General features: G+C 71.4%; 28 protein-coding genes. 11 read left to right on the top strand and 17 right to left on the bottom strand.

Annotation, left to right across the window (positions count from 1 at the left end):
- Positions 1–65: 65 nt before the first annotated feature.
- Together ACWEQG_RS29085 and ACWEQG_RS29080 are read right to left on the bottom strand one after the other, a co-directional pair.
- The gene (locus tag ACWEQG_RS29085) at positions 66–1,154 is read right to left on the bottom strand and encodes a DUF4037 domain-containing protein (RefSeq protein ID WP_452289537.1); all 1,089 of its coding nucleotides are present in this window, start codon (positions 1,152–1,154) and stop codon (positions 66–68) included.
- 122 nt (positions 1,155–1,276) lie between these two features.
- Positions 1,277–1,747, bottom strand: coding sequence for a hypothetical protein (locus ACWEQG_RS29080; RefSeq protein WP_452289535.1), 471 nt, complete (start codon positions 1,745–1,747; stop codon positions 1,277–1,279).
- 130 nt (positions 1,748–1,877) lie between these two features.
- On the opposite strand from ACWEQG_RS29080, the gene ACWEQG_RS29075 reads away from it, so the two are divergent.
- Positions 1,878–2,738: a pentapeptide repeat-containing protein gene (locus ACWEQG_RS29075; RefSeq protein WP_452289533.1), complete on the top strand. Its 861-nt coding sequence runs from the start codon at positions 1,878–1,880 to the stop codon at positions 2,736–2,738.
- Here the strand turns inward: ACWEQG_RS29075 and ACWEQG_RS29070 are convergent.
- From ACWEQG_RS29070 to ACWEQG_RS29040, 7 genes are all read right to left on the bottom strand, one after another.
- A complete protein-coding gene (locus tag ACWEQG_RS29070) occupies positions 2,704–3,099 on the bottom strand; it encodes a hypothetical protein (RefSeq protein WP_452289531.1) in 396 nt (131 codons plus the stop codon). The two genes, ACWEQG_RS29075 and ACWEQG_RS29070, sit on opposite strands and share 35 nt — an antisense overlap.
- A gap of 41 nt (positions 3,100–3,140) precedes the next feature.
- Entirely contained in the window at positions 3,141–3,338 is a 198-nt protein-coding gene (locus tag ACWEQG_RS29065; protein WP_363462489.1) for a heavy-metal-associated domain-containing protein, read from the bottom strand.
- A gap of 29 nt (positions 3,339–3,367) precedes the next feature.
- Entirely contained in the window at positions 3,368–4,420 is a 1,053-nt protein-coding gene (locus ACWEQG_RS29060; protein ID WP_452289529.1) for a quinone-dependent dihydroorotate dehydrogenase, read from the bottom strand.
- A 65-nt stretch (positions 4,421–4,485) separates the two neighbouring features.
- On the bottom strand, positions 4,486–4,851 hold the full coding sequence (locus tag ACWEQG_RS29055) for an STAS domain-containing protein (RefSeq protein ID WP_452289527.1): 366 nt from the start codon (positions 4,849–4,851) through the stop codon (positions 4,486–4,488).
- Positions 4,823–5,551, bottom strand: a complete 729-nt coding sequence (locus tag ACWEQG_RS29050; RefSeq protein ID WP_363462492.1) for a GAF and ANTAR domain-containing protein — start codon at positions 5,549–5,551, stop codon at positions 4,823–4,825. Before ACWEQG_RS29050 ends, ACWEQG_RS29055 begins: the two co-directional genes overlap by 29 nt.
- A 66-nt stretch (positions 5,552–5,617) precedes the next feature.
- Entirely contained in the window at positions 5,618–6,091 is a 474-nt protein-coding gene (locus tag ACWEQG_RS29045) for a GAF domain-containing protein (RefSeq protein ID WP_452289525.1), read from the bottom strand.
- 253 nt (positions 6,092–6,344) lie between these two features.
- Entirely contained in the window at positions 6,345–6,914 is a 570-nt protein-coding gene (locus ACWEQG_RS29040; protein ID WP_452289523.1) for a COG4315 family predicted lipoprotein, read from the bottom strand.
- A gap of 392 nt (positions 6,915–7,306) precedes the next feature.
- On the opposite strand from ACWEQG_RS29040, the gene ACWEQG_RS29035 reads away from it, so the two are divergent.
- Together ACWEQG_RS29035 and ACWEQG_RS29030 are read left to right on the top strand one after the other, a co-directional pair.
- On the top strand, positions 7,307–8,230 hold the full coding sequence (locus tag ACWEQG_RS29035) for a TIGR03620 family F420-dependent LLM class oxidoreductase (protein WP_452289521.1): 924 nt from the start codon (positions 7,307–7,309) through the stop codon (positions 8,228–8,230).
- A 4-nt stretch (positions 8,231–8,234) separates the two neighbouring features.
- Positions 8,235–8,456 (top strand): hypothetical protein, encoded by a 222-nt coding sequence (locus ACWEQG_RS29030; protein WP_452289519.1) that lies wholly within the window; start codon positions 8,235–8,237, stop codon positions 8,454–8,456.
- A 48-nt stretch (positions 8,457–8,504) separates the two neighbouring features.
- On the opposite strand, the gene ACWEQG_RS29025 is transcribed toward ACWEQG_RS29030, so the two are convergent.
- A complete protein-coding gene (locus ACWEQG_RS29025) occupies positions 8,505–8,903 on the bottom strand; it encodes an SRPBCC family protein (RefSeq protein WP_363462497.1) in 399 nt (132 codons plus the stop codon).
- 125 nt (positions 8,904–9,028) lie between these two features.
- Between ACWEQG_RS29025 and lpdA the strand changes: the two genes are divergently transcribed.
- The 3 genes from lpdA to ACWEQG_RS29010 all read left to right on the top strand — a co-directional run bounded on the left by lpdA (position 9,029) and on the right by ACWEQG_RS29010 (position 12,730).
- On the top strand, positions 9,029–10,429 hold the full coding sequence (gene lpdA / locus ACWEQG_RS29020; RefSeq protein ID WP_452289517.1) for a dihydrolipoyl dehydrogenase: 1,401 nt from the start codon (positions 9,029–9,031) through the stop codon (positions 10,427–10,429).
- Between the two features lie 115 nt (positions 10,430–10,544).
- Positions 10,545–11,726, top strand: coding sequence for an FAD-dependent monooxygenase (locus tag ACWEQG_RS29015; protein WP_452289515.1), 1,182 nt, complete (start codon positions 10,545–10,547; stop codon positions 11,724–11,726).
- Between the two features lie 158 nt (positions 11,727–11,884).
- Positions 11,885–12,730, top strand: coding sequence for an HD domain-containing protein (locus ACWEQG_RS29010; protein ID WP_452289513.1), 846 nt, complete (start codon positions 11,885–11,887; stop codon positions 12,728–12,730).
- 890 nt (positions 12,731–13,620) lie between these two features.
- Here ACWEQG_RS29010 and ACWEQG_RS29005 read toward each other — a convergent pair.
- Positions 13,621–15,054: a hypothetical protein gene (locus tag ACWEQG_RS29005; RefSeq protein WP_452289512.1), complete on the bottom strand. Its 1,434-nt coding sequence runs from the start codon at positions 15,052–15,054 to the stop codon at positions 13,621–13,623.
- A 195-nt stretch (positions 15,055–15,249) separates the two neighbouring features.
- Entirely contained in the window at positions 15,250–16,236 is a 987-nt protein-coding gene (locus tag ACWEQG_RS29000; protein WP_452289510.1) for a helix-turn-helix transcriptional regulator, read from the bottom strand.
- 55 nt (positions 16,237–16,291) lie between these two features.
- Between ACWEQG_RS29000 and ACWEQG_RS28995 the strand changes: the two genes are divergently transcribed.
- Both ACWEQG_RS28995 and ACWEQG_RS28990 read left to right on the top strand, forming a co-directional pair.
- Entirely contained in the window at positions 16,292–16,771 is a 480-nt protein-coding gene (locus ACWEQG_RS28995; protein ID WP_452289509.1) for a hypothetical protein, read from the top strand.
- A 118-nt stretch (positions 16,772–16,889) separates the two neighbouring features.
- Positions 16,890–18,938, top strand: coding sequence for a cellulose binding domain-containing protein (locus ACWEQG_RS28990; protein WP_452289507.1), 2,049 nt, complete (start codon positions 16,890–16,892; stop codon positions 18,936–18,938).
- A gap of 9 nt (positions 18,939–18,947) precedes the next feature.
- Here ACWEQG_RS28990 and ACWEQG_RS28985 read toward each other — a convergent pair whose 3' ends face one another.
- Positions 18,948–19,724: a class I SAM-dependent methyltransferase gene (locus ACWEQG_RS28985; RefSeq protein ID WP_452289505.1), complete on the bottom strand. Its 777-nt coding sequence runs from the start codon at positions 19,722–19,724 to the stop codon at positions 18,948–18,950.
- A gap of 479 nt (positions 19,725–20,203) precedes the next feature.
- On the opposite strand from ACWEQG_RS28985, the gene ACWEQG_RS28980 reads away from it, so the two are divergent.
- On the top strand, positions 20,204–21,574 hold the full coding sequence (locus tag ACWEQG_RS28980) for an MFS transporter (RefSeq protein ID WP_452289503.1): 1,371 nt from the start codon (positions 20,204–20,206) through the stop codon (positions 21,572–21,574).
- Between the two features lie 22 nt (positions 21,575–21,596).
- On the opposite strand, the gene ACWEQG_RS28975 is transcribed toward ACWEQG_RS28980, so the two are convergent.
- Both ACWEQG_RS28975 and ACWEQG_RS28970 read right to left on the bottom strand, forming a co-directional pair.
- Entirely contained in the window at positions 21,597–21,761 is a 165-nt protein-coding gene (locus tag ACWEQG_RS28975) for a hypothetical protein (protein ID WP_165900532.1), read from the bottom strand.
- 2 nt (positions 21,762–21,763) lie between these two features.
- Positions 21,764–22,915, bottom strand: a complete 1,152-nt coding sequence (locus ACWEQG_RS28970; protein WP_452289502.1) for a glycosyltransferase family 2 protein — start codon at positions 22,913–22,915, stop codon at positions 21,764–21,766.
- Positions 22,916–23,136: 221 nt separating this feature from the next.
- On the opposite strand from ACWEQG_RS28970, the gene ACWEQG_RS28965 reads away from it, so the two are divergent.
- Positions 23,137–23,814 carry a class F sortase gene (locus ACWEQG_RS28965; RefSeq protein WP_452289500.1) on the top strand — a complete coding sequence of 226 codons (678 nt, stop codon included), beginning with the start codon at positions 23,137–23,139 and terminating at the stop codon, positions 23,812–23,814.
- A 70-nt stretch (positions 23,815–23,884) separates the two neighbouring features.
- Here ACWEQG_RS28965 and ACWEQG_RS28960 read toward each other — a convergent pair whose 3' ends face one another.
- Entirely contained in the window at positions 23,885–24,202 is a 318-nt protein-coding gene (locus tag ACWEQG_RS28960; protein ID WP_452289498.1) for a hypothetical protein, read from the bottom strand.
- 115 nt (positions 24,203–24,317) lie between these two features.
- On the opposite strand from ACWEQG_RS28960, the gene ACWEQG_RS28955 reads away from it, so the two are divergent.
- Positions 24,318–24,848: an SRPBCC family protein gene (locus tag ACWEQG_RS28955; protein WP_452289496.1), complete on the top strand. Its 531-nt coding sequence runs from the start codon at positions 24,318–24,320 to the stop codon at positions 24,846–24,848.
- Between the two features lie 39 nt (positions 24,849–24,887).
- Here ACWEQG_RS28955 and ACWEQG_RS28950 read toward each other — a convergent pair whose 3' ends face one another.
- Positions 24,888–26,819: an adenylyl cyclase gene (locus tag ACWEQG_RS28950; RefSeq protein ID WP_452289494.1), complete on the bottom strand. Its 1,932-nt coding sequence runs from the start codon at positions 26,817–26,819 to the stop codon at positions 24,888–24,890.
- Between the last annotated feature and the right edge of the window lie 136 nt (positions 26,820–26,955).

Raw genomic sequence — 26,955 nt, 5'->3', positions numbered from 1 at the left:
CCGCGCCGCCTTCCAACACCGCGCCGCCTTCCAACACCGCGCCGCCTTCCAACGCCGCGGCGCCGTCAATGCCGCGCCGCCTCGGCGACCCGCCGCACACGGGGCCGGTCGCACAGCATGTCGGTGCTGTCGACGTACTGGTCCACCGCGCCCGTGAGAGGCAGCCGCCGCACCTCCGGATCGGTGATGGTCTCCAGCAGCGCCTCGGTGAAGCGCTCGGCGCGCAGCACCCGGTAGGGCCGCTCGTGGTAGGGCCTGGTGCGCGGATCGACGGGCGCAGTGAGACCGAGGGCGTTGTGCAGGGCCGCGAGTGCCTCGTAGGCGGTGGCGAGGTGGCGCTCGCGCTCCCGCCGGTCGGTGGCCGACACGGCCGCCCTGAGCACGGGCGCCAGAGCGGGGCCGCACGGCAGGGCGGCGAAGGCGCTGCCCAGCCACTTGCCGTACGGCGGGTAGCGGCGGTGCATGAGCAGGGCGAGCCGGATGAGATCCCGCACCAGACGGGCGCAGATGACGGCGGAGCCCAGTTCGTCGCCGGCCTCGCCGGCGCGGCCCACGAACGCCTCCTCCTGGGCGATCCGCCGCCACTGGCAGGCCAGGACGTAGCGCCAGACGTCGCCGGGATACCAGGCGAGACGCCGCCGGACCGGCAGGAGCAGGCCCAGGCCGTCGTGGAAGACCTCTCCCGCCGTGATCTCCGCGAGCGTCTGGGTGGGTGTCGCCAGCCAGTCGGACAGGCCGACGCCCGCGATCGGATCGAACCCGAGGTGCCCGGTGAGCCACGCGGTCAGATCGGCCACCACCACTCCGTGCCGGAGCGGTCCGTCCGTCGTCTCCATCCGGCGGGTGCCGTCGGCCCCGATCGGGCCGAAGTTCGTGGGGTAGCCGAGGAACCGCGGCGGCAGGTTCTCGGCGAGCGCGGCGTCCACCGCCTCGCCGTGGGCGGCGGCGTCCTCACCGCTCAGGAACAGCTGCAGCCGAGGGCCCCAGTCGTGGTCGGTGGACCGATCGCTGTCATACCCGAGCACCTCGGAGCCCGGGCCGAGGAGGGCCGCCGTGTGGATGAGGCAGCCAAAGCGCCGCGCCAGCAGCGGCGCCGCTGCTTCCAGGTAGAACCGCCGCGACAGCTCCAGTCCGCGCACGTGCCCGTTCCCCATGGGCGACATCCTCCGCGGGCTCCGTCGCGCAGGGCAACCGGCTTTCCCCGGTGTGACCCTCTGCCCGGCGCCGGCCGGCGCAGGCGCTCCGGCGCGCGGCGGGGACGCGGCGGGGCGGGGGGTCAGGTTCCGTCGAGGACCTCGGCAACGATGGCGGCGGCGATCTTCTCCGCGTCCAGGCCCTCGTGGGCGTCGATGACCTCGCGAATCCTCGTCGTGAGGAGCTGGTCGGCGTGCGCGGCGTCGCCGATGTGGCGGGCGGCCACCGCGACGGCGGCCGCGAGCTCGTAGGCCTCGTCCGGGCCGAGACCTTGGGGGTCGGTCTCCACGAGGACGCGTGCGCCGTTATTGGGCGAGACGCGGACCCGCCACCGGCCGGACGTGCCGGAGACCGACAGGGTGTCCTTCCGCAGGGCGGGCGGGAACAGGACGACGGCCATCCGGCCCGCCGCGGCGAGGATCCGCTCGGCGAGCCTGCGGGCGTCCTTCTTGGCGACGACGATCCTCGCGGAGCGGTTGACGATGCTCACCGAGTCACCGCTGTCCGCCACGGCGATCCGCTCGCCGTCGGCCTGGTCGTAGATGGCGCTCATGCGTGGGGGGCCGCTCGCTTGGCAGTTTGTCGGGGCGGGCTGTGATACTCCCGCCCATGCATGATCTCGTACTTTCCGAGGACATGATCGCGGCGTGTCCTCCGGGCCCGGGCCGTCACGGGCGGCGGACATGAGGATGTCCGACCGGTTCAGCCTCCGCCCGAGCGCGGAAGAGTGGCGGCAGGACTGGATCGCCCGCGGCGAGCTGCGCGACCAGCGGTTCGAGCTGCCGGCCGGAGTGTCGAGCGCGACCTTCGACGGCGCACGACTGATCGACGTGGACTTCTCCGGCATCCGGTTCGCCGGCTTCGGCTCTCATGCCGCCCGGTTCGAGGGATGCGACTTCTCCGGCGCGGCGTTCGAGCAGCTGTCGATGGGCATCGGCCTCCGGCGGACGTGGAGAGGCGAAAGGTGGCCGCAGTCGGTGTTCCGCGACTGCGTGTTCCGGCGTACGCGCTTCGCGCCGCTCACGTTCTTCGGCAACGTCCGGTTCGAGAGATGCGTGTTCGACCGGTCCCGGCTGAGGCGGCAGACGTCCACGATGGAGGCCGAGTTCGTCGACTGCGTGTTCTCCGGGCGGCTCCGCGAGATCAACTTCTGGGGCCGCCCCACGGGTGACCAGGCCGCGCTGGGCAGGGAGCGCAACGCGTTCACCGGCAACGACTTCACCACCGCCGAGCTGGACTACGTGGCCTTCAAGCACATCGACCTGCACGCGCAGCGCTGGCCCGGCCCGCCCGGCTACGCGCTCCTCGACCGCGTGAGCGCACGGGTGCGGGCGGTGCTGCCGCTCGTGGAGACCTGGCCGGACGGCAGGCTCCGGGAGGAGGCCCGCCTCAAGCTGGAGTTCCTCGCCCGCAGCGCCGTGGAGGACAACGACGACCACGCGGTGGTGAGCCCACTGCACATGGGCCGCAGGCTGCCGCCCGCCCTCCGCCAGGAGCTGTTCGAGGCGCTCAGGGGCACATCCAGCAGTACATCTCCTGGTTGAGCCGTACGGCGGTGCGGGCCAGGTCGCGCAGCTCCGTGACCCGCTCGACCTCGAACTCGTCGAGCAGCTCCTCATCGGCGTACTCGCGCAGCCGCGCGTCGTCGACGGCGGCGAACGCCTCGACGGTGCCGGCCGCCATGCGTTCCAGGGCCGGCCCTTCTTCCTCGTCCACCACGACCGTCTCGGTGTCGCCGAACTCGCTGAGGTCGCGTCCGCTGAGCTCGGCGACCAGCGTGTCGAGCTCGTCGAGCCACCCCTTGCAGTCGACGTACGGCAGGCCGGCGGCCCCAGGCCCACCGGACAGGGCACGCCGGGCGGATCGCTCGGAATCGGCGATGAAGTAGTCGACCAGAACGCCCATGCCGGACACCTTATCGATCACGACGAGAGCCGGGCCGGGGCTCAGGCGAGGGTGTAGCCGGCCTCCTCGACGGCCTTGCGCACCGCGTCGTCGGCGACGTCGCCGGAGACGTCGAGGCGGCCGCTGTCCAGGTCGACCTCGACGCCGGTGACCCCGGGGATCTCACCGACCTCCTCCTTGACCGAGCTCACGCAGTGGCCGCAGGTCATGCCCCGCACGGTGTAGGTCTTCACGCTCATGACGATCTCCATATCCGGGGTGGGGGAACTCATGCGGTCCGGCCGACGATCTCGCGGACCGAGCCGTAACCGTGCCGCCGCAGCCGGCGGGCGAGCTGCCGGTTGATCCGGGACGGCCACAGGGGGCCCTCGTAGATCAGACCGGTGTATCCCTGCACGAGGGTGGCGCCGGCCAGCAGCCGCTCCCAGACGTCGTCGACGTCCTCCACGCCGCCGACGGAGACCAGCGTGAGCCGGTCGCCGGCCTTCTGGCGCAGGCGGCGCAGCACGTCCAGAGAGCGGGCCTTGAGCGGCCGTCCGGACAGGCCGCCCGCCTCGGTGCTCGCGACGCCCTCGCGGCTGATCGTGGTGTTGGTCGCGATGACGCCCGCCAGCCCGAGCTCGGTGGCGAGCTCGGCCACGGCGTCCACGTCCTCGTCCGCCAGGTCCGGCGCGATCTTCACGAGCAGCGGGGTGCGCCCGGCCGCCTCCTTGACCGCCGCGAGCAGCGGCCGCAGGCGGTCCACGGCCTGCAGGTCGCGCAGGCCCGGGGTGTTGGGCGAGCTCACGTTGACCACGAGGTAGTCGGCGAGCGGCGCCAGCCTGCGGGCGCTGTCCACGTAGTCACGCGCGGCCTCGGACTCGGGCACGACCTTGGTCTTGCCGATGTTGACGCCGACCACGGCCGGGATGTGCCGCACCCTGCGCAGGCGCTTGGCCGCGGCCGCCGCCCCGGCGTTGTTGAAGCCCATCCGGTTGATGATCGCCCGGCTCTCCGGCAGGCGGAACAGCCGCGGCCGCGGGTTGCCGGGCTGGGCGTGCGCGGTGATCGTGCCGACCTCGACGTATCCGAAGCCGAGCGCCGAGAGCGGCTCGGCACATCCGGCGTCCTTGTCGAACCCGGCGGCGAGCCCGAACGGCGAGGCGAAGTGGACGCCGAACGCCTGCACGCGCAGCGACTCCGCCCTCGGCGCGAGCAGCCGGTGCAGCAGCCGCACGAGGGGCGGGAACATCCCGAGCAGGCGGAGCAGCCTGATCGTGACGTGGTGGACGGCCTCGGCGTCGAGGCGGCTCAGGACCTGCGTGAACACGAGTCGATACATCACGGCAAGACTATCGCCCGGTCACGGCGCACCTCGGCGCGCCGGGCCCCCGGCCGTACGTCCGGTCAGTTGTGCCGGGGCCGGGCCTCGGCCGTGGGCTGGGGCAGCGGCACGTGTGACGCCGTACGGACGGACAGCATCGCGTCGAAGCCCAGCAGCCGCAGCAGCCGCAGCACGAGCCCGGTGGGGCGGACGAAGGTCACATCGCCGCCCCACTCCCGCACGCACGCGTCGGCCCACAGGAGGCTCCGCGCGCCCGCGCAGTCGAGGAAGCCGACCCCGGCCAGGTCGACCTCGACATGCCCGGGCCGGTACGTCCCCAGCGTCTGCCGCAGGCAGGCACGGAACTCCGGCACCCCCGACACGTCGAGGTCGCCGCTCGCGGACAGGTGGATGCCGGTTTCAGACGACGTGGTCTGGATTCGCAACATTCCTCGGGTTCTGCTCGCCCAGCAGCTCCGCCGCGAGCTCGGATACCTTCCGTCTGCTGTCCCTGGCCTGCTTGCGCAGCCCGGTGAACGCCTGCGAGGCCGTCAGGTCGTGCTTGCCCATGAGATAGCCGACGGCACGCTCGATCACGACGCGGTAGTCCAGCGCGTACTGGAGCTGGTCGGCGAGCACCGCCTTCTCGTCCGCCTCCATCGACGCCACGAGGACCTGCTCGATCACGTGGGCGTACGCGTGGAGGGCCTGGGTGTCGCTCTCCTGCCACTCATGCGGCGCGTCCTGGTAGACGTTCAGGGTGCCCACGGGCACGCCGCCGAGCCGGATCGGCACTCCCGCCACCCCGCGCACCTCGGGGTGCAGCAGCTCACGCAGGGCCGGCCATCGCCGGTCGGCACGCACGTCGACGGTCGTCACCGCGGTGTCACCCACGTACGCCGCCACGCACGGGCCCTGGGCCGTCACCGCCTGAGCGCGCTCGAGGCTGCGGCCACGCTCGTCAGTGGCGAAGAGATAGCGGAGTGTGCGGTCCTCCTCGGCGAACATCAGCCCGGCCCCGGAGTATCCGAAAAGCCGGTCGACCACTTGGACGATGCGCTCAAGGTGGTGCACGATCCCGGTCGCCGCCCTGTCCTTCTGCAGACGTCTCAGGCTGGCGACTAGAGCCTCAGGATCGATATGGGTCATTCCGTATCCTCTCGTGAACCTCACCTCGCACCGCCGTGGCCTGTGGGAGAGGTGCCGATTCGGCCATCACAACTGCCCGAAGGGGGCTCGATCAGTCCTGATCTCTGCCAGGACCTGGAGAACGATGACCATCAGCTCGCCGAGACGGGAACCGGCCTGCGCCTCCGCGCGGTCCCAGACCCGCCCGTCGCGGGCGTAGAAGTCCAGGACGCCGATGAGTTCGCGATCCTCGATGAGCGGTACGGAGAGGACGGCCCGGACCGGCGGGGCGTGGACGGCCACGTGCGGGAACCCCATGGGGCTCGCGGCGTGCAGGTCGTGGATCGCGACGAGGCCGCCGCTGGCGGCGCTCTCGATGGCGGGACCGTCGCCCACGGACTCCTGGGCGGACTCCAGCAGTACGCCGTCGCCGTCGGTCGCCCCGACCGCGCGGAGGCGGTCCTGACCGTCGAGCAGCATCAGCGCGGCGCCGTCGACCCCGAACAGACCGGCCATGCCGGTGAGGACGTTCTCGAGAACGGACGACGCGTCCAATGCCATCGCGAGCCCACTTTCAAATGATGAAGCGGCCGCGGACACAGGGCGGAGTGGTGCTAAGCCTAGTGGGCTCCGGGCGGTTTTGACGCGCTCCTCGATTTGAAGAGCAGACGAATCCGCCCTCCCGTACGGCGGGTGGGGAGCCGTACGGGAGGGCGGATCGGTTCGAGAGGAAGTGGAGGTGAGGTCATTGGCCCCGGAAGGCGCCGGCCTCGTACTGGTCGCGGCGCGGCCGCGGTCCGGGACGCCCGAGGCGTCAGCGCTTGGCCTTCTTGCCCTCGGGCGTGACGGCGTACCACTCGCCGCCGAAGTCGTGCAGGTCCTGGCCGAGCACGTCCCCGGCCTTCTGGTCCTTGGCGTAGTAGTAGAGCGGGTGCTTGTTGTAGGTCACCTGCGTGCTGCCGTCCTCCCGCCGGATCGTGCCGAGCAGGTTGGCGCGCGCGCCCGTGCCGGCCTGGGGCGCGCCCGCGGTGAGCACGGGCGGCCACGCGGCGGCGCAGGCCTGGGTGCAGGTGGTGGCGCCGCCCTTGTCCTTGGTGAACAGGTACACCGTGCGGCCGTCCACGCCGACCAGCACGCTGCCGAGCGACGTGGGCGCCGCGTCGATGCGCGCGGGCCCCGTGGGGGACGCCTGGACGGGGGAGGTCGGCGACGCCGGGACGCCGGCGGACGGCGTCGTCCCCGAGGGGCTCTCGGAGGGCTCGGGCGTCTGCGACTCGTTGAGCTGGTCGTTGGCGACGCGGCTGGCGCCCTCGTCGCCGGCACCGCCGCATCCGGCGGCCAGCAGGCTGATCGCGACCGCGCCGGCATACAGCAGTTTCCTCATGTTCGGCCTCCTGGGAAGTGAGCAATGCGGCTCCCAGGAGACACGCGGTGACGCCGGCCCCGCCGCCGGACGCCAAGATCCGGGACAGGGCTTTGCCGTTTCGTGAATTCCGCCTCACCGACCTCGCCACTCCCGCACGGCACACCCGCGACGCTTTGCGGATGAACCGCCGGTCTCGGGGAAATCGGAGTAAGCCGTACGGCTGCGGCGGTGCGTGCCGACACGTGAACCGATCGCGAGGGAGGTGCCGAGATCCCCGGCGCGTGCGGTGCGATGCTGAGGCTGCGACGCCCGCCGGCGAAGCCGTCCGGTGCGTGGAAACGTCCCCGGCGAACCGCCCCCGCCCGATCTCACGACAACCCCGTTCGCACGACAGACAAGGAGCCGTCCGGATGACCGAGCACACGCAACCGCCCATCGTCGACGTGGCCGAGCTGAGGCGCCGCCTCGGTCGTACGGGAGTCTGGCTGTCCTCTCTGGCGGTGACCCCGGCGGCCCGGGTCAGGAAGGCCGCCGCGGAGATCGAGGAGCTCGGATACCTGGCCCTGTGGGTCGGCGAGACCCCCGCCGGACGGGAGGCGTTCACGCACGCCGCGCTGTTGCTGTCGGCGACCGAGCGGCTGCGGGTCGCCACGGGCATCGCCAACATCTGGGGCCGCGACGCCGTCGCCGCCGCCAACGGCGCCGCGACCCTCGCGGAGGCGTGGGACCGGCGGTTCGTGCTCGGGCTGGGCGTCAGTCACAAGCCTCTGGTGACCGGTCGCGGGCACGACTACTCCGCGCCGCTCTCGTACATGCGGGACTACCTCGACGCGATGGACCGGACGTCCTTCGGGGCGCCGCTCGCCGAGACGCCGCCCCGGCTGCTGGCGGCGCTGCGGCGCGGGATGCTCGAACTGGCGGCCGAGCGCGCGCAGGGAGCGCTCCCCTACTTCGCGCCGCCCGAGCACACCGCGAAGGCGCGCGAGATCCTGGGCCCCGCCCCGGTGCTGGCACCCGAACAGGCGGTGGTGCTCGAGACCGACGCCGGCCGCGCACGGGAGATCGCCCGCGAGCACGTCGCCGGCTATCTGGCCTTGCCCAACTACGTGAACAACCTCCGCGAGCTGGGCTTCTCCGACGACGACTTCGCGGACGGGGGAAGCGACCGGCTCGTCGACGCGATCGTGGTCCGGGGCGAGCCGGAGGCGATCGCCGAGCGGGTACGCGCCCACCACGACGCGGGGGCGGACCACGTGTGCGTCCAGCCGCTAGCGGACTCGGTCGACGTCCAGATCGAGCATCTGCGGCTGCTGGCCCCCGCCCTCCTGGGATGACGACGTGACCGCGGCGGCTCCCGGGCGGGGGCACGGGAAGGACGGCCGGCAGGACCCTCTCGCGCCGCCCGACCCGACGGGCCTGGAGACGTGGATACGCCAGGTGCTCGGCCTGGCCGGCGCCCGGGCTTCGGCGTTCGCCCCGCCTCCGCCTCCGGCCCCGGACGCCGGACGGGGATCCCAGGAGGAGACCGACGGCCCGGACGCCGCGGGGCAGGGCGAGTAGAGCGCCGGGTGGCAGGGCCGCCGGGCAGGGCGAGGCATCGCCCGGTGGTCACGCCGCCTGGCTCACCTGCCGGGCCAGCCGTTCGAGGCTCTCGTCCAGCGCGTGCTCCACCGCCTCGGCCGGGGGCGTGTGCCCCTCGTCGAAGAAGGACAGGTGGACGGTCACGTCGCTGCTGCCGTCGTCGATGCCGGCCACCTGCAGCCATCCGGCGTACCGGTCCACGTCACGCGTGCCCCACTCCATCCGCAATTGCTCCCGCTCGGCCCGCAGCAGCGCGCGCTCGTCCTGCCCCGTCTCGTCCTCGTGGACGGTGACCGCGGGCGGCTCCTCCGCGCGTACGTGCAGGTCGCGGGGCATCCAGAGATCGAGTTTGCCGACGTCGGACGCCTGGCTGAACACCTGGTCGGCCGACGCGGGCATCCTGCGCGAACGCTCGAACTCGCTCATATCCGTCACTCCTCCCTCTGGTCGGCGTACATCGCCCCTACCCGCGACGGCCCGCTCCATCCGGCGGCGGGGGGAGAACGGACCCCGCGCGGGCCGGGCCGTGGCGGCGGCGTAGGGTCCGGTGCATGACCGATCATTACGATGTCGTGGTCCTCGGCGCCGGGCCCGGCGGGTACACCGCCGCGGTCCGCTCGGCCCAGCTCGGGCTCAGCACGGCGGTCGTCGAGGAGCGCTACTGGGGCGGCGTCTGCCTCAACGTGGGCTGCATCCCCTCCAAGGCGCTGCTGCGCAACGCCGAACTCGCCCACATCCTGACGAACGAGACCAAGACGTTCGGCATCCAGGCGGACGGCCCGATCACGCTCGACTACGGCGCGGCCTTCCGCCGCAGCCGGCAGGTCGCGGACGGGCGGGTCAAGGGCGTCCACTACCTGATGAAGAAGAACGGCATCACCGAGTACGACGGCCGGGGCACTTTCACCGGTCCGGACAGCATGGAGGTGCGCGGCGCGGACGGCTCGGTGCGCACGGTGACGTTCGACCACTGCATCATCGCGGCCGGGGCGACGACCCGCCTGCTGCCGGGCACGTCCCTGTCCGAGCGCGTGGTGACGTACGAGGAGCAGATCCTCAGCGAGGCCCTGCCGGACAGTGTGATCATCGCGGGGGCCGGGGCCATCGGCGTCGAGTTCGCGTACGTGCTGCACAACTACGGCGTGAAGGTCACGATCGTCGAGTTCCTCGACCGGATGGTCCCGCTGGAGGACCAGGAGGTCTCGGCGGAGCTGGCGCGGCGCTACCGGCGGCTCGGAATCGAGGTGCTGACCTCCACCCGGGTGGAGTCGATCGACGACAGCGGCGACAAGGTGCGGGTCACGGTCTCCAGGAACGGCGAGACCTCCGTGCTGGAGGCCGGCAAGGTGCTGCAGGCCATCGGCTTCCAGCCGCGCGTCGAGGGATACGGCCTGGAGAACACCGGCGTGCGGCTGACCGAGCGGGGCGCCATCGCCGTGGACGGCCGCTGCCGCACCAGCGTGCCGCACATCTTCGCCATCGGGGACGTCACCGCGAAGCTCATGCTGGCCCACGCCGCCGAGTCGATGGGCGTCATCGCCGCCGAGACGATCGCGGGCGCGGAGACGATGGAGCTCGACTACGTCATGATCCCCCGGGCCACCTACTGTCAGCCGCAGATCGCGAGCTTCGGCTACACCGAGGCCCAGGCGCGCGAGCAGGGCTTCGACGTGAAGGTGGTCAAGTTCCCGTTCACGGCCAACGGCAAGGCGCACGGCCTGGGCGACCCGACCGGGTTCGTCAAGGTCCTCAGCGACGCGAAGTACGGCGAGATCCTCGGGGCCCACCTCATCGGGCCCGAAGTGACCGAGCTGCTGCCGGAGCTGACCCTGGCGCAGCAGTGGGACCTCACCGTGCACGAGGTGGCGCGCAACGTCCACGCCCACCCGACCCTGGGCGAGGCGGTGAAGGAGGCGATCCACGGCCTGGCCGGACACATGATCAACATGTGAGCCGGTCAGCGCCGGTGGCGGCCGGTCAGCCTCCGGTGGGCGGTCCGTCAGCGCCGGGGGCGACGCTCCTCCCATGGCCGCGACACCGCGCGGCCCCGGATAGCAGGAGCGCGACATGACGACCCCATCGGTTCTGATCTCCGGCGCGAGCATCGCCGGGCCCGCCGTCGCCTACTGGCTGCGCCGGCACGGCTTCGCCCCCACCGTGGTCGAGCGGGCCCCCGCCCTGCGCGAGGGCGGCCAGGCGGTCGACTTCCGGGGGGCGGTCCACATGAACGTGCTGCGGCGGATGGGCGTCCTGGACGAGATCCGCCGCCTGCGCACCGATCCCGGCCCGCTGCGGGTGGTCGACTGGCGCGGCGAGCAGGTCGTCGCGCTGCCCGCCGAGTTCACCGGCGGCGAGGTGGAGATCCTGCGCGGCGACCTCGCCCGCGTGCTGTACGACCGGACCAGGGACGACGTGGAGTACGTCTTCGGCGACTCGATCGAGTCCATGACCGAGACCCCGGACGGGGTGGAGGTCACTTTCGAGCGCGGGGCGCCCCGGACGTTCGACCTCGTGATCGGCGCGGACGGCCTGCACTCGAACGTGCGGCGGCTGGCCTTCGGCCCCGAGTCGCGGTTCGTGCGGCCGTCCGGCTACCACGTCGCGATCTACAGCGCGCCGGACCACCTCGGTCTCGTCCACGAGACGTTGCTCTTCAACGAGCCCGGCCGGGGCATATCGGCCGCGAGCACCCGTGACGCCGGCACGGCCGGGGTGATGTGCGTCTTCCGCGCCGACGGGCTGGAGTTCGACCACCGCGACGTGGCGCAGCAGAAGAAGATCCTCGTGGACGCGTTCGCGGGAGGGGGCTGGGAGACCGACCGCCTGCTTCAGGCCGTGCCCGACGCGTCCGACTTCTACTTCGACTCGATCAGCCTCGTCCACATGGACCACTACACCCGCGGGCGGGTCGCGCTGCTCGGCGACGCGGGCTACGGCGCCACCTGCGGCGGCATGGGTGCGGGCATGGCCGTCGTGGCGGCGTACGTGCTGGCGGGCGAGCTCGCCGCCGCCCGCGGCGACCACCGCGCCGCGTTCCCCGAGTACGAGCGGCTGATCAGAGGATTCGCCAAGGCGTGCCAGCGGGTCGCGGGCAACGCCGGCTCCTTCCTCGCCCCGCCGACACGCGGCGCGATCCGGCGGCGCAATCTGTCCTACCGGATGCTCACCGCCGGGCCGCTGGCGCGGGTGCTCGACAAGATGAGCACCAAGGCGGCCACCTCGATAACGCTCCGGGATTACGCGGCCTGAAATGCGGAAATGCCGATTACCGAACACGCATTCGGCTTTCCGTGACTATTCATTAGGGAATACTCTCCGCTCCGTCGATGAATGCTCGGCTACTCTGGCGAGAAGGCCGTGCGCGAAACGCCGTGGCCGCGTACGGGCGAACAATGCGAGGCGGCCCGATGGCGAGGGACGACGCGGAAAACACCGGCTCCCGGGTCGGCGCGAGCACGTTGATGGCACTCATGCGCGAACTGGTCTTCCCGCCGTGCGTGATCGAACGCTCCTCGGTCGTGCCGCAGGACGTCACCCGGCGCGAGAACGACGCGGAGCACTCATTCGCCCTGGGCCTGGCCGCGGTCTGCCTCGCCCCGCTGATCGACGAGACCCTGGATCCGGGGCGGATCGCCAGGTACGCGCTGGTCCACGACCTGCCGGAGGTCCACGCGGGCGACGTCTCCGTCTACGCGGGCCCGGCGGAACGGGAGAAGAAGGCCGTCCGCGAGGAGGAGGCACGGGAGATCATCACCCGCGACTTCGGCCGGACGTTTCCCTGGCTCGTCGAGGACCTGTACGGCTACAAGGCGCAGCGCGACCCGGAGAGCAGGTTCGTCTACGCGCTGGACAAGCTCCTCCCCCACGTCAACGTGCTGCTGGCCGACCATCACCCGCTGCGCCCGACCTGGGCCGCGTACAAGCGCACCGAGATCACGGCCAGGCGGAAGATACGCATGAGCTGCCCGGCACTGCTGCCGTTGTTCGACGAGCTGTGCCGGGAGTTCGCGCGGCGCCCGCACCTGTTCTCCGGTGGGGTCTCACCTGCCGTGGGAGATGACGATGTTCGCGACGGCGAGCAGGGCCGCTCCGCAGACGGCGTACAGCACCCTCCAGGGCAGGCCGGCGCCCGGCCCGAGTATGGCGGGCAGGGCGACGAGGAAGGCCCCGGCGGCGCTGGCCGACACCCGCGTGAGGAGGCGCGACCGCGAGCGGCGCACGACCACCGGAAACCCGGCGCTCGTCGTCAGTGAGTCGCCCGCCGGAGCCGGGCCCGCCCGGGTGTCGACGGCCAGGCTGATCCCCACCCGCGCGAGCGCGTCGAAGCCCAGTGTCTCGGGCCGCAGCCAGAACTCCACCGTGTCGTAGCGCGACGCCACGTCGTAGGAGTCGTCGGACGCGATCTTCAGGAAGGTGCCGTCGGTCGCGCAGACGAGGCGCTTGGCGGCCGGCGTGTAGCCCTCGGAGTAGAAGCTGACCCGCATCTTCACCGTGTCGCCGTCGCTCAGGCGCAGCCGGCCCTCGGCGTCGAGCGCGCCCGTCCTGTCCCTGCTCAGCAGCGGTTCCTCCGTACGGACGAAGTAGGAGGAGCGGAAGGTGGGATGCCGCGCGAGCCGCCGGGCCACCCCGAGCCACGCGACGGGGTCGCCGCCCGGCCGCTCGTGCAGGTGGAGGTCGGGGAATCGGGTGGTGGCCGGATACCAGCGCCCGCCGTTGGCCTCCGCGAGCCTGTCCACGAACCAGCCGCCCTTGGCCCTGATCTCCGCCTCGGCCAGCGGGAACTCCTCCAGGTTCGCGTAGTCGTCCACCCTGAGCCGGAACACGGCCATGTCGGCGACGCAGGCGGTCGTCACGACCGTGGCGAAGCGTACGGGCACGACGAAGGGCTTCGCTTCGGACGACTCCCGGTCCGTCAGGAAGGCCACGAGGCAGCGCCGCCCGACGGCCGAGCCGTCCGCGATCGCCTGTTGCAGCACGCCCGCCACGTAGTCGGTCTCGTACCGGAACTGTATGATCGCCCCTCTGGGCAGGGCCAGCGCCGTCAGGACGTCCTCCGCGTACCTCCTCCTGCTGTCGGACGACAGCAGCAGCACCGAGGGCCTGACCCCGGTCATGTCGGGCGCCGTCTCCGCTGCCCGTGCCCTCATCGCGGCACCTCCCGCAGGCGGTCCTCCATCGCGAGGAAACGCGGCCACACCCGGTCCTTCGGCAGCTCGTCGAGGCGCAGGCGCGCCGCGGTCTCGTAGCGCAGCCCCCGGTCCGCGAGCACCCGGTGCTCACCCAGGACGATCGGCTCGCGGACGCCCTCCGACTGGTCGCCGGTGAGGTCGATGACGAACCGCCGCGGGTCGTCCGGCGGCCCGATCTCGACCCAGCAGTGGTGGCTCACGTCCTCGGCGTCGTCGCGGCCGACCCGCAGCCGCCCGTAGCAGTACACCGGTTCGAGCAGCAGGTCGGCGCGGAGCCTGCGGGCGAGCCAGACGGAGGTGACGCCGCACTGCCCCCGGGGGTCGCCCGCCGTGCCCGGCGGCTCCTGATACCGCGGATGGGCCGTGCGCTCCGACCAGCAGGGCTCCAGCATGCGGCGGTATCCGAGCAGGCGGTCCGTCCACTCCGGCGCGGTGAAGTCCGCCTTGACGGGTCTCACGTGGTCGCCGCCGGAGTGAGTCCGGTGCGACACCCTGATCAGGTCCCCGATCCCGGCGACGGACCGCTTCGCCGCCGCGGTGATGCCGAGGACCATGAGCACGTTGTCCGGGGTGTCCAGGAGTTGCGGCACCGAATCACCAGATATCCGGCGCGTCTGGAAAAGACCTTTGTCGTCGTAGCGATAAGCCACGGGTGACAAAGCGATCGGCGTGAATCCCGACGCGAGGAACGCGGTTCCGTCGAATCCGAGCATGGGGTTGTATGCGGTGATGACATAATCCCCGGCGTTTTCCGCCCTGATCTGCCGGACCGCGCGGGCGATCGTCAGGCTCATCAGGTTCGCCGGAATTCCCGCCAGCCCGTGCATTCGCGTCAGCACCGTTATCCGGTCCGGGTTCACCTCCAGCCCGTGCCCGGTGAGCGCGTCCAGGACGTACTGGCGGTCGCAGCGCGAGAAGGCGACGTACGTGAGCGGCATCGTCGCGCCCGGCAGGAAGAGCCCGGACTGCGCGACGGTGTCGGCCCTCTCACTGTGCAGGTAGTGCAGCCTCGACTGCACGAGATGGCCCACGCTGGGCCTGACGTCGGCGAAGCGCAGGCAGGTGCGGTAGCCGTCGGTGAACGACAGGCTCAGGTCCCGGTGCGCCTTGTCCACGTTGAGGAGGACGGAGGCATGCGCCTGGTACGCCGCGTCCTCCGCGGACTGGCGCACCTGGGCCGCCCGGACGACGGCCTGCAGCCGTATCTCCTCGTACACCTTGTCCGGAGACCAGCCGGCGATGGCCGGCCTGCTCAACCGGGGCAGGTGCAGTCTTACCTGGATCTCCAGGGTCCGGAGGTCGACTCCGACCGTCTCGGCGTCCGCGCGGATGCGCGTCCCCATCACGCCGACGAAGGTCTCGACATCCGGATCACGAAGCCCGTCCACTCGCGCGCCCTCGCTTCGCGCTTTCTCCCTTCGCGGCGTACGCGTGGTTCTGGGCACTTTTTCTCCCGCAATCCGCGAGAAGTCTGTCAGTGACGCCGTCAAGGATAGAACTCGAACCCACCCCTGTCAGGGCGCTCGCCGAGTTGGTATCAGCTTTTATCGGGGCCCACCTCGATTTAAGTGCGCTTTTCACCATCAAAGCCGCGAAGGCGGCAGATAGAGGCCCGCGAGCGCGTGTGCGGTCGCCGTCATCTCGCGCCGCAGCTCGACCGGTTCCAGGACCTCCACCTCGGCCCCGAGCTTGAGGAACTCCGTCCGCGCGTGCGTCACCGACTCGATGGGCACGGTGGCGGTGATCCAGCCCCGCTCGTCCGGCGGGCCCGCCGTCTCGGCCACGGCGCCGGCGACGGCCGAGCTCATGACCTCCCCGAGCCGCTCCCGGCCCCGCGCGGACAGCCGGATCACCGCGTGTCCGCGGACCAGCCGCGACCGGAAGCCGGTCAGGTGCTCGCGCCAGTGTCCCGCCAGGTCGAAGCCCTCCGGGCGCTCGAACGTCTCGCCGGTCACCGTGAGCGCGAGGATCTGGCCGACGCGGTAGGTGCGCAACGCGCCGTCGCACCGCGCCACGAGATACCACTTCCCCGCCTTCAGGACCAGCCCGTACGGCTCCAGCCTCCGCTCGACCTCGCGGGGCTCCGTCCAGCGGCGGTAGCGGACGCGGACGACCCGGGCGTTCCAGACGGCCTCGGCGACCTCCGGCAGGTGGGGCGGCCGGTCGCCGTCGTAGTACCAGCCGGGCGCGTCGAGGTGGAAGTGCTCCCGCACGCGCCGTGTCTCCTCCCGCAGACCGGCCGGGAGCGCGGCCTCGATCTTCAGCTCGGCCGCGGCCAGCAGAGCGCCGAGGCCGAGATCCGCGGCCGGTCCCCGGAGCCCGGCCAGGAACAGCGCGCCCGCCTCCCCCTCGGTCAGGCCGGTGAGCCGGGTGCGGAAGCCGTCCATCAGGCGATAGCCGCCCTCGTGCCCGGCCTCGCCGTACAGGGGGATGCCGGCGGCGTGCAGCGACTCGACGTCCCGGTAGATCGTGCGGACGCTGACCTCCAGCTCGGCGGCGAGCTGCCGGGCAGTCAGCCGGCCGCGCGACTGCAGCAACAGGAGGATCGACAGCAACCGGGACGCGCGCACGGCGCCACGATTCCACTGACGCAAGGTGTCAGTGAAGCGGCCCTACCGTCCCCGCATGGCTTTCGCGGAGAAACTGCTGTTCGTGCCGCCCCCGATTCAGGTGAGCGGCTACCACGTCAAGCGCTACCACGTCACCGCCGACCCGGCCGGCATCGCCCCCGAGGTCGAGAAGGCGGCGTACGCCGTCCTGCCCGAGCTGCTGCCCGAACCGGACGGCACGCCCCCGGCCGCCTTCGTCGTCCTCCACAGGGGTGGGGACGACGGGGCCTACATCAACGCCTACACCTGGGCGTGGGACAACGCCCTGCACTACGGCAACGCGGTGGCCGGTCAGCCCGCGCTCGGCTGCCCCGATCGGGATCCCACCCACTTCATCCGGCCGGACCGCCCGCTCATCGGCTGTGTCTGGGAGCTGCCGCCGATCCTGCACGAACGCGACGCGTGGGTGCGGCACGTGCTCGCCCCCGGCCGTCCCGACCTCGGCGCCTATCTCGCCGACACACTGACCGAGGGCACGACGGGAGACCGCCGATGAAAGAACCATGCGCGCTGATCAGGGGTGATGCGCCGCGCACTTGACCCGGGAGATCGTCACGGGTGATCGTCGGGACCTGACTTCACGAACCGGTCCCCCTTCGACCCCGGAGCGATCGATGCGAAGAGCACTGGCCGTCCCGCTCGCCGCGGTCCTGGCCGCCTCCCTGCTCGCGGCGGCGGACCCCGCCCAGAGTCCGCCGCCCTCGCCGGGAGACGTCGTCGAGGTCTCGGTCGACGCGCACGCCGGGCTCGGCACCGTCCACGAGGCGGCGTACGGCGCGAACGCCGCCGTCTGGGACTCCCACATGAACGACCCGGAGGTGGCGCGGCTGTACAAACGGGCGCGCATCGCCGCGGTGCGGTACCCCGGCGGGTCGTACGGCGACCTCTACCACTGGGAGACCCACACGGTGCCGGGCGGGACCGTGGCGCCGAACACGGAATTCGACGCGTTCATGGGCACGGTCAGGAAGGCCGGCGCGCAGGCCATCGTGATCGCCAACTACGGCACCGGCACCCCGGAGGAGGCGGCCGGGTGGGTCCGGTACGCCAACGTCACCAAGAAGTACGGCGTGAAGTACTGGGAGATCGGCAACGAGCTCTACGGCAACGGCCACTACGGCGCCACCTGGGAGGCCGACGACCACGCGGACAAGAGCCCCGCGGCGTACGCCCGCAACACCCTGGAGTTCGTCCGCGCGATGAAGGCCGTCGATCCCACGATCAAGATCGGGGCGGTGCTCACGATCCCCGGGAGCTGGCCGGACGGCGTGGTCGCCGCCGGCGACTCGGCGAACTGGAACCACACGGTCATCCCCGTGGTGGCACCCGAGGTCGACTTCTTCACCGTCCACTGGTATCCGGGCACGAGCATCCCGGACACCACCGGCGACGTCGTCAAGCTGCTGGCCTCTCCGCCGGGGCTCGCCGAGATGCTGGCCCAGGTGCGGGCCGACGTCGCCGCCCTGGGCGGGCGCGACGTCCCGCTCGCGCTGACCGAGGTCGCCTCCAACATCGGGCGCAACACCCACGCGGCCGGGCTGTTCGCCGCCGACACCTACCTGACCGCGCTGGAGAACGGCGTCTTCACCGTGGACTGGTTCGACACCCACAACACACTGGAGAAGGTCAGCACGATCGACGGCGAGACCGACTACCAGGACATCGGCTTCCTGTCGCTCGGCCAGTGCGCCGACGGCGTCTGCGAGCCGCCGCTCAACACGCCGTTCCCCGCCTACCACGGCATCGAGATCCTCCAGACGGCCGCCGAACCGGGAGACAGCCTGGTCAGGGCCGGCTCCAGCCGGCCGAAGGTGGCCGTGCACGCCGTACGGCAGGCCGACGGCGACCTGGCCGTCGTGATGATCAACAAGGATCCGGGCACCGCCTATCCCGTACGGCTCCGCTACACCGGGTTCACCCCCTCCGGCCGGAGCCCGGTGACGCACACCTTTACCCGGGGGGCCACCGCGCTCGTCCGGGCCGAGCAGGGCGACGCGTACACCCGGACGCTTCCGCCGTACTCGATCACGACGATGACGGTGCGGGCGGCGAAGGGCCCCAAGCCCGCGCCGGCCCCGGGAACGCCGACGGCGCGCGCCGTTCCCGGCGGCGTCACGGTGAGCTGGCCTCCGGCCGGTCCCGCCGCGGACAGGTACGAGGTGTACCGGCAGACGGGCACGGACAGCGTCCCGCTGGGCACGACCCGGGGCACCTCGCTGACGCTGCGCGGCCTGGAGCCCGGCGCCTCCTACACGCTCAACGTGCTGGCCAGGGACCGGGCCGGACGGCTGTCGCGGCCGTCCGCGCCGGTGACCTTCACCGCACCCACGCCGCAGGACAGCGCCTGCGCGGTCCGCTACCGGGTGACGCAGGGATGGGGACGGGGCTTCACCGCCACGGTCACCGTCACCAACCGCGGCGCGGACGACGTGTCCGACTGGACGCTGGCGTTCCGCTTCCCGGCCGCCGGGGAACGCGTCAGCAGCGGGCAGGGCGGCACGTGGACATCAGAGGGTCAGGACGTGCGGGTCGTGCCCAACGAGCAGACCAGGACGATTCCGGCGGGCGGATCCGTCACCCTCGGATTCGTCGGCGCCAACGAGGGGGCCTACCCCTCCCCCACGGTCTTCCGCCTGAACGGCACGGTCTGCTCGACGCTGTAGCCACCGGTCTCAGCGTGTGACGCGTAGTTTGGACTGCTTGTGCCGGGTCCGCTCCCAGTCGTCCATGAACCTCGCCGTGAGGCCGTACCGCTCGGCGAGGTTCACGAGCGTCTCCGTCCGGTAGTAGAAGTCCTCACGCAGCACGTGGTGCTCGGCCTTCTCCGTGCGGTCGAAGGTGAAGTCGAAGAACCCGTCCGGGTGCAGGATGCGGCCGACGTGCCGGAGGCACTCGTCGATCACCTCGATCGGGCTGTGGGAGAACACGCTGTGCGCGTGGATCACGGTGAAGTGCTCGTCGGGGAGGAAGGCGAAGGTGAGGTCGTCCACCACGGTCAGGTGCGGCAGCCGTGACTGCAGCCCGCGCCGGGCGACCGTGTCCGCGGCGGCGAGCAGGATCTCGGGCGAGATGTCGACGCCGTAGTAGTGGCCCGGTTCCAGATACTCGATCAGCCGCCAGCCGAGGCGCAGGTTGCCGCAGCCGATGTCGAGGACGCGGTCGCGCGGCGCGAGGCCGTGTGCGCGCAGGTAGTCGAACTGCATCTTGCCGATCCGCAGCCAGCTCTCCCTGCCGTGGCTGCCGATCGCACCGTCGGCGCTCATCTCCGCGATGTCGGCGCGCATGACCTCGCGGTAGTAGGACACGTGGTCGGCGGTCGTCGCCCTCAGCCGCGCGTCGCGGGTCATCCGCCGCAGGTGCGGCCAGACCTTGCCGGGGTGACGTAGAGCGTAGGTCAGCTGGTAGGAGAGGCGTGACCGCCGCCGTTTCACGTAGGGCTGTCGCTGCATGGCCCCAACCGTAGGGCGGCGTACGCGAGGTCATTCGCATTCACGCGGAGCCTCAAGAAGAATTTGCCCAAACGCGTTTCACCGGAACGGGAGTCCGGCGGTGACGCATGCGGCCTTTGTGTGATCAGGGCGGTTTGTTGCACCGGGCCGCATCGAGCGTTTGACCTCGGTATGAAAGGCTTCGTGGCAAGCGCCTGCCATGTCAGGCGCAACCCCGCGGCTCATCGCCAGAAAAGCCGCCCGGTGTGGTTACGGCGAAAAACCGCTCGAAGCCCGCCCTCCTCGTCCGTCACGGCGAGGAGGGCGGTGCCCTTTCCGGATACCACTTCGTTCGGTGACTTCCCCTGGGTCACCAGTGGGCGAATAAACCGATGAGCATCACCACACGCCGGACTTATCATCAGATGCCGCTTTCCGGAGCCATCCGGACAGGGCGCGGCGGAAAGGTGGTTCCGGGTGGTGGGCGTAGACGGCGGCGAGTGCGCCGGGAGACAGGCGAGGACATCCGGCGGGTCCGGACGATGAGCCGCGACCACTCCGGCGGGCAAAAGTCCGGCCCGCGCGGCATCGGGATCCTCGTCACCGGCAACCTGCTCGGCGGGGTCGCGGTCGCCTCCGGCTTCGCGGTCGGGGGGCTGCTCGTGGAGCGGATCGGCGGCACGGCAGTCGCGGGTCTGGGCCAGGCCGCGGGCGTGCTCGGCGCGGCGGTCGCCGCGGTGCCGCTGGCCGGCGTCGCGGCCCGGCACGGGCGGCGCCGCTCGCTCACCCTGGGGTACGCGATCGCCGTGCTCGGCGGCATGCTGATCGTCACGGCCGCCGTCGTCTCCCAGCTCGTCGTACTGCTGGCCGGGCTGGCCATGTTCGGCGTCGGCCAGGCGGTGAACCTGCAGTCCCGGTACGCCGCCGCGGACGGCGCGGCCCCCGGCGCCCGGGCCAGGACGATGTCGATCGTCATCTGGGCCACCACGATCGGGTCCGTGGCCGGCCCCAACCTCAGCGAGGTGGCCGACCGGCTCGGCAGACGGCTCGGACTGCCCGGCCTCGCCGGGCCCTACCTGGTCTCGGTCGTGTCCTTCGCCCTGGCGGGCGCGGTGGTCGCGCTGTTCCTCCGGCCCGCCGTACGGCCGTCCGCGCCGGCCACCGGCCCGGCCACCGACAGCTCCCGCACGGCGGGGGCGGCGACGGCGCTGCGGTGGGCGGCGGCCCATCCCGTGGCGCGGTTCGCGGTCGTGCTCGTCGCGGTCGCGCACGCGACCATGGTCATGGTCATGGTGATGACGCCGCTCCACATGCAGCATCACGGCATGTCGCTGCGGCTGGTCGGCGTCGTGATCAGCCTGCACGTGCTCGGCATGTACGCCTTCAGCCCGGTCTTCGGATGGCTGGCCGACCGGCTCGGCGCGGTCCGGACCGCGTGCGCGGGAATGCTGATGCTCGTGGCGGCCGTCGTTCTCGGCTTCGTGGCCGCGTCGGCCCCCGAGGGCAGCGCACTCACCGCGCTCGCGCTGACCGTCCTCGGCATGGGCTGGTCGGCGTCGATGATCTCCGGGTCGGCGCTGCTCACCGGGGCAGCGCCGGACCACGTACGGGTGCCGCTGCAGGGGGCCACCGACGCCGGCATGAACTACGCGGGCGCCGCGGCGGCCGCGCTGGCCGGGCCGATCCTCGCCGCCGGCGGCTTCCACGCGGTCAACGCCGCGGCGGCGGTCATCCTGGTGCCCGCCGTCGCGACGGCCGCCGTCCTCCGCCGAAGCGGCTCCCCCGCCGCCGGCACCGGGACCGGGGCCGGAGAACGGCCCGAGCAGGCCGTGGGTCGCGGCGCCCACCCCGCCGACACCGGCTCCGGCTGACCGGGCCGTCCCGCCCGCCGGGTCAGGCCTCCCGCTTCGGGATGATCCGCTTGACCGCCACGGCGGCCGAAACCAGTGTGAACAGGCCCAGGGCGATCCAGAGCGCGTTCCAGCCCATGAACGGGGCGGTCAGCGCCGCGCCGCCGAAGCCCGCTGCGACGCCTCCGATGGGTGGGTTGTTGTACATGTTCACCATTTCCTTTCCCGACGCCATGCGGCGTCCCAGAAGGCTTTCGCCTGTGCTAACTGCAGGAAGACATCGAAGATCATTTCTACGAACAGCAGGGCGGCGACAGCCATCTGCCTGGCGCCCCTGCTGCGGACGGTCACGATCCGCTCGACCATGAAGACGCCCGTGACCGCCAGCCAGAGCGGATGGAAGGTGAGCGTGCCCGTGACCGCGATCGACCAGGCGGTGGCGCCCAGGTACGCGAAGATCACAACGATCCCGACCAGCGACAGGAGCTGACGGCCCCAGTAGGGCAACGTGACCCGCGTCCAGCCGTAGTCGGTGAGGTTCTCCAGCGCCCCCCGCTTCCACCGCAGCCGCTGCTTGAACAGGTCCTTCCAGGTCTCCATGACCTCGGTGGTGAGCGTGCACTCCGCGGGACACAGGATGCGGAACCTCAGGTGCAGCAGCGCCAGGGTGAGCTCGTTGTCCTCGGTCAGGACACGTACGTCGTACACCTGGTCGCGGCCGGGGAGGCGACCGCCCCGGCGGGCCCTGACGACCTCCTTGAGCGCGATCGCGCGGAAAAGCGTCGCCGTCCCGGTGAGCACCAGCGCCTTCCCGTGCAGCCGCCGCACGTCCCTGGCGTAGCGCGCGTACTCGTTGCGCTGGAACATGCCCACCAGGCCGCCGCCCGGCTTGCCGGTGAAGGTGCCTCCCACCGCGGCCAGTGCGCCGGTGGCCATCCTGAGGACGGCATGGTGGATGAAACCGGGATCGAGCGCCGAGTCCGCGTCCATGACCAGTACGGCGTGCCGGGACCCCAGCTGGGGCAGCAGGACTTCGAGCACCTGATTGAGAGCGCCCGCCTTCTTGTGGCGGTTGCCGATCGTCCTGATCACCTCGGCGCCGTGCGCGCGGGCGATGTCCTCGGTCCTGTCGGTGCAGTTGTCCGCGATCACGATGACGCGGTTGGGCCTGCGCCGCTGTGCGTGCAGCGACGTCATCGTCTCGGCGATCTGGGCCTCTTCGTCGTGAGCCGGGACCAGCACGGTGACGTGCATGCGCGCGGGATCGACCTCCGGGAGGTCACGCTTGCCGTCCGCGCCCTTCACGGCGCGATGGCGGCCCGTACGGATCTGCGCGAGGTCCACCGGATGGACCGGCGTCACGGCGTGTCCGCGGCCTCCGGCATCGGTCGCGTGGCCGCACGCGGTCTCTGACGGCCTGGGCAGAATTTCTGACTGAACCACTTAAAACCGTCCAGCTCCCAGCAAACCGCCGCATATCGGTGACTACATCCAAGAGGTTACACGCGTGACGGGAGTGACTGGTTTACATCAAGGCGACGTAGGATGTGTTCCGAAGTTTTTGGCGCAGGAACGGTGATTAATTGGGCAGGGTTACGGTCGCCGTCCTCCTGGTCCTGTCCGCGGCCGCCGTCGCCGTCATGGTCGCCGTCGCGGTCGCCGCCGGGCGCTCCGGCGACCGTCAGGCGGCGCCGCCCGCGCCTCCCGTGAGCGTCTCGACCCCGCGGGCGCAGCCGAAGGCCACGGCGCGCGCGCTGCCGTCGTCACCGCCGGTCATGCTGGAGATCCCGAAGATCGGCGTGCGGACCACGCTGATGACGCTGGGCAAGAACCCGGACGGGACACTGGAGGTCCCGCCCCTCGACAGGGTCGACGAGGCAGGCTGGTACCGGCTCGGCCCGTCGCCGGGCTCCCGCGGTCCCGCCGTCATCGCCGGCCACGTCGACTCGAAAGAGGGGCCCGGTGTCTTCTTCCGCCTCGGCGACCTGCGTCCGGGCGACACGGTGAGGATCTCCAGGAAAGACCGCTCCCAGGTGGTCTTCGAGGTGGACTCCCTGGAGCGCGTGCCGAAGGACCGCTTTCCCACCCGCAAGGTCTACGGGATGGTCGGGTTCCCCGGACTACGCCTGATCACGTGCGGCGGGGACTTCGACACCGCCCGTGGGCACTACCGCGACAACGTCATCGTCTACGCCCATCTCGTCGCCGGGAACCGCCCGCAGGACGGCGCCCTCTCCCGTCGGTCGACCGCGAAGGGATGACGCGACACCGGCCACGAGCGACCCGAGGGCGTGGCGATCGCGTCCAGCACCAGCTTGGTCAGTCAGGCCGTCACCACCGGCGCCGGCGCGGTCGGCAGCGTGAGCGTGACGCACGCGGCGGTGAACAGCGGGCCGGCCTCCCAGCCGACAGCCGCGCGAGCTTCTCGGCGACGCCGTCGGTGCCGACCACCAGGGCCGGCACCCGCTCCCGGCCTCCCGGGAAGGTCTCGGCGAACCGGACGAACTCCGGCAGGCGCTCCTCGCACGCCCCGCACCCCACGGAGAAGGCGGAGGCACGCAGCCGCCGGGCCGTCCCCACGGTGAAGACGAGGTTCAGCACGCACACCGGACCGATGGCGCAGACGAGCGCCACCACGATATTCGACACGACAACCCCTGACTACGACGGTGACGGCGCCGCACCCGAGGACCTAGCAGTTCGGCAGGAACGGCGGGCAGTTGGGCGGCGGGCGCTTCCCGGATCACATTGCGAAGTGGGACACATGTGCGATTACGTGGTCGCCGTGCCGATCAACCCCGGCGCCCACGTCGACCACCGGCACCGCGCGGGAGATCCCCCGGCGGGCGAAGGAGTGATAGCTGACATGCGGTTCGAGACGGGCGTCGACATCGACGCCTCCGCGGAGCGGGTTTGGCGGGTCATGGCGGACGTCGTCAGATGGCCCGAGTTCACGCCCACCATGACCACGGTGGAGCATCTCGGGGACGGCCCGCTGCACCTCGGCGGCCGCGTACGGATCAAGCAGCCGGGGCTTCCCTCGATGGTCTGGCAGGTGACGGAGTTCACCGAAGGCCGGTCCTTCGCCTGGCAGGCGGCCGGCGGGGGCGTGACCACGCTCGGGACGCACGTGCTCACGCCCCGGGACGGCGGGGTGTCGGTCGTGCTCGGGATCGTCCAGTCCGGACCGCTGGCGCCGCTGATGGGCCTGCTGGTCGGCGGCCGCACCCGCAGGTACGTACGCACGGAGGCGGAGGGCCTCAAGCGGCGCTGCGAGTCCGGCGACGACCGGTGAAAGGGATGGGCCGGAGTCGCGGGGACTCCGGCCCACCGGCTACTTGGCGGGGTAGTCCGCGATGTACTGCGGCACGCCGACCTTGGTCGTGTCGGCCGCGTCGCCGACGCCGTTGACGACGTGGTCGATCGTCCCGGCGTTGAGGTTGACCGTCATGATGTGGTGCAGCCGCACGCCCGGGGTCTGCGGGACCTCGAAGCCGTTCTCGGTGTGGATCTGCGGGTTGTTCTGGTTGAAGACGTAGACGCCCGCGCCATAGAGGTTGTGCCTCTTCACCCGGTCGCCGACCTTGTAGCCGGCGTAGCCCTCGACCTTGCCGTTCATCCAGTCGGCCTGGGTGGGCGGGTCGTACGGCAGCTCGTTCTGGTAGAGGATCGTCGTGCCGTCCTCGCCGTTCCAGACCGTGTTGTAGCGCTGGAAGTGCTCCACGAACAGGCCGGTCGCCGTCACGCGGTCGCCGTTGATGACGGCGCCGTAGCGGCCGATGTTGGTGTTCCAGCGCTGCGTGTCGGTGAAGCCCTCGACGCCGTGGTCGGCGCGCCACACCCAGGTGTGGTCGATGAGCACGTTGTCGCTGTTGACCTCGAGAGCGGTCTCGGTCTTGCCGACGTGCGGGCCGCCGACCCGGAAGTACACGTCGGACAGGGTCGTCGGGTCGTCCGCCGGCGCCCGGTGGCCGCCGTGCTCGCCGTGTTCCTTGCCCACCCGCAGCAGGACCGGCGACTTCTGCGTGCCCGCGTCGACGGTGACCCCCGCGACGATCACGCCGGGGACGTCGGCGACGTCGATCGGGACCGCACCGCGTACGGCGGTGAGCGTGGCGTGCCCGATGCCGAGGACCACCGTGCCGGGCCGCTTGACCTCGATGCTCCGCGCGATGTCGTACACGCCCGGCGTGAGCAGCAGGTTCTTGCCACGCGCGAGCTGGCTGTTGATGGCCTGCACCGAGTCGGACGGCTTCGCGACGAAGAAGTCGGACAGCGGCACCGTACGGCCCGGCGTCATGCCGTCGGCCCAGGAGACGCCGCGCGTGTTCTTCCTGGCGTCCGGCACACGGACACCGAGCCTGCCCTGCGCGTCGGTGAACAGGTAGGGCTTCTCCCGGCTGAGGGGGGTGTTCTCGATCGTGGTGTAGGGCGGGTCCGGGAAGCCGGACTCGTCCGGCGCGCCGACGACGCCCGAGAAGACCTGGTTCCACACGCCGTTGGACCACCCGGCGACCTCGGTGTTGCGGGTCAGCCACTGCTGCTGGGAGCCGTTCGTGACGGACGGCAGCCGGGAGTCGGCGATGAAGCCGCCGCTGGCGTACTGCGGGCCGGCCGTGCAGTAGTCCATCAGCGACAGGGTGCCGCCGGTGACGTTGAGACGGCGCATGGAGACCGCCTGGGAGACGGCCCAGAAGTTCGCCGACTGGCGGCAGCCGTCCTGGCCCGCCGCGTTGACGTTGATCGAGAGGTTCGACAGCGTGCGCCAGAAGTTGACGAGCGCGAGGCAGTTGCCGGTGCCGTTGTTCTCCAGGCAGCGGTTGTAGACCTCGATCTTGCCGTTGACGACGACGTCGGTGGGCGAGGCGCCCAGACCGGCGATCTCGGTGTAGTAGCCGACCTTGATCTGAAGCGGGCGCTCGGCGGTGCCGTACGTGCCGGGCTTGAAGAGGTAGGCGTGGCGCTCGGTGCCCATCTCGTTGTCGACCTGGGCGGCGTGCGCCGCGTCCAGGGTCGCCTGGATCTGGTCGACGGGCATGCTCGGGTCGAAGACGGTGACGTTCGGCCCGAGGTCGACGGCCCCCGGGTTTCCGTGGTTGCCGTGGTTGCCGTGGTCTCCATGGACCGGTGCGGCGGTGGCGGCCGTCGCTCCCGCCGTCACGACGGCGGTCGTCAGCACGAGACCGGCCGTGAACGCCCGGCCGATCAGCCGGCGGCCGGGGCGCCGCCCGGTGGGACTCCCGGTTCCAGGAGTCTGGGTCGTCATACGGGTCGTCCTTTCCGCTGCGTCACGCAGCGAGAGAGCGCTCTCTCCGCGAGCCTGACTTACATCAAGCCCTGAAAAATGTGTGGGACGTTTCTATCGCGCGAACCGGCTCCGGCGCTATGCCCCGAGCGCCATT

It is taken from the genome of Microbispora sp. NPDC004025 (genome assembly GCF_053604425.1).
Note: the sequence above shows the minus strand (reverse complement) of the source record. Positions and strands in the feature narration are given on the sequence as shown.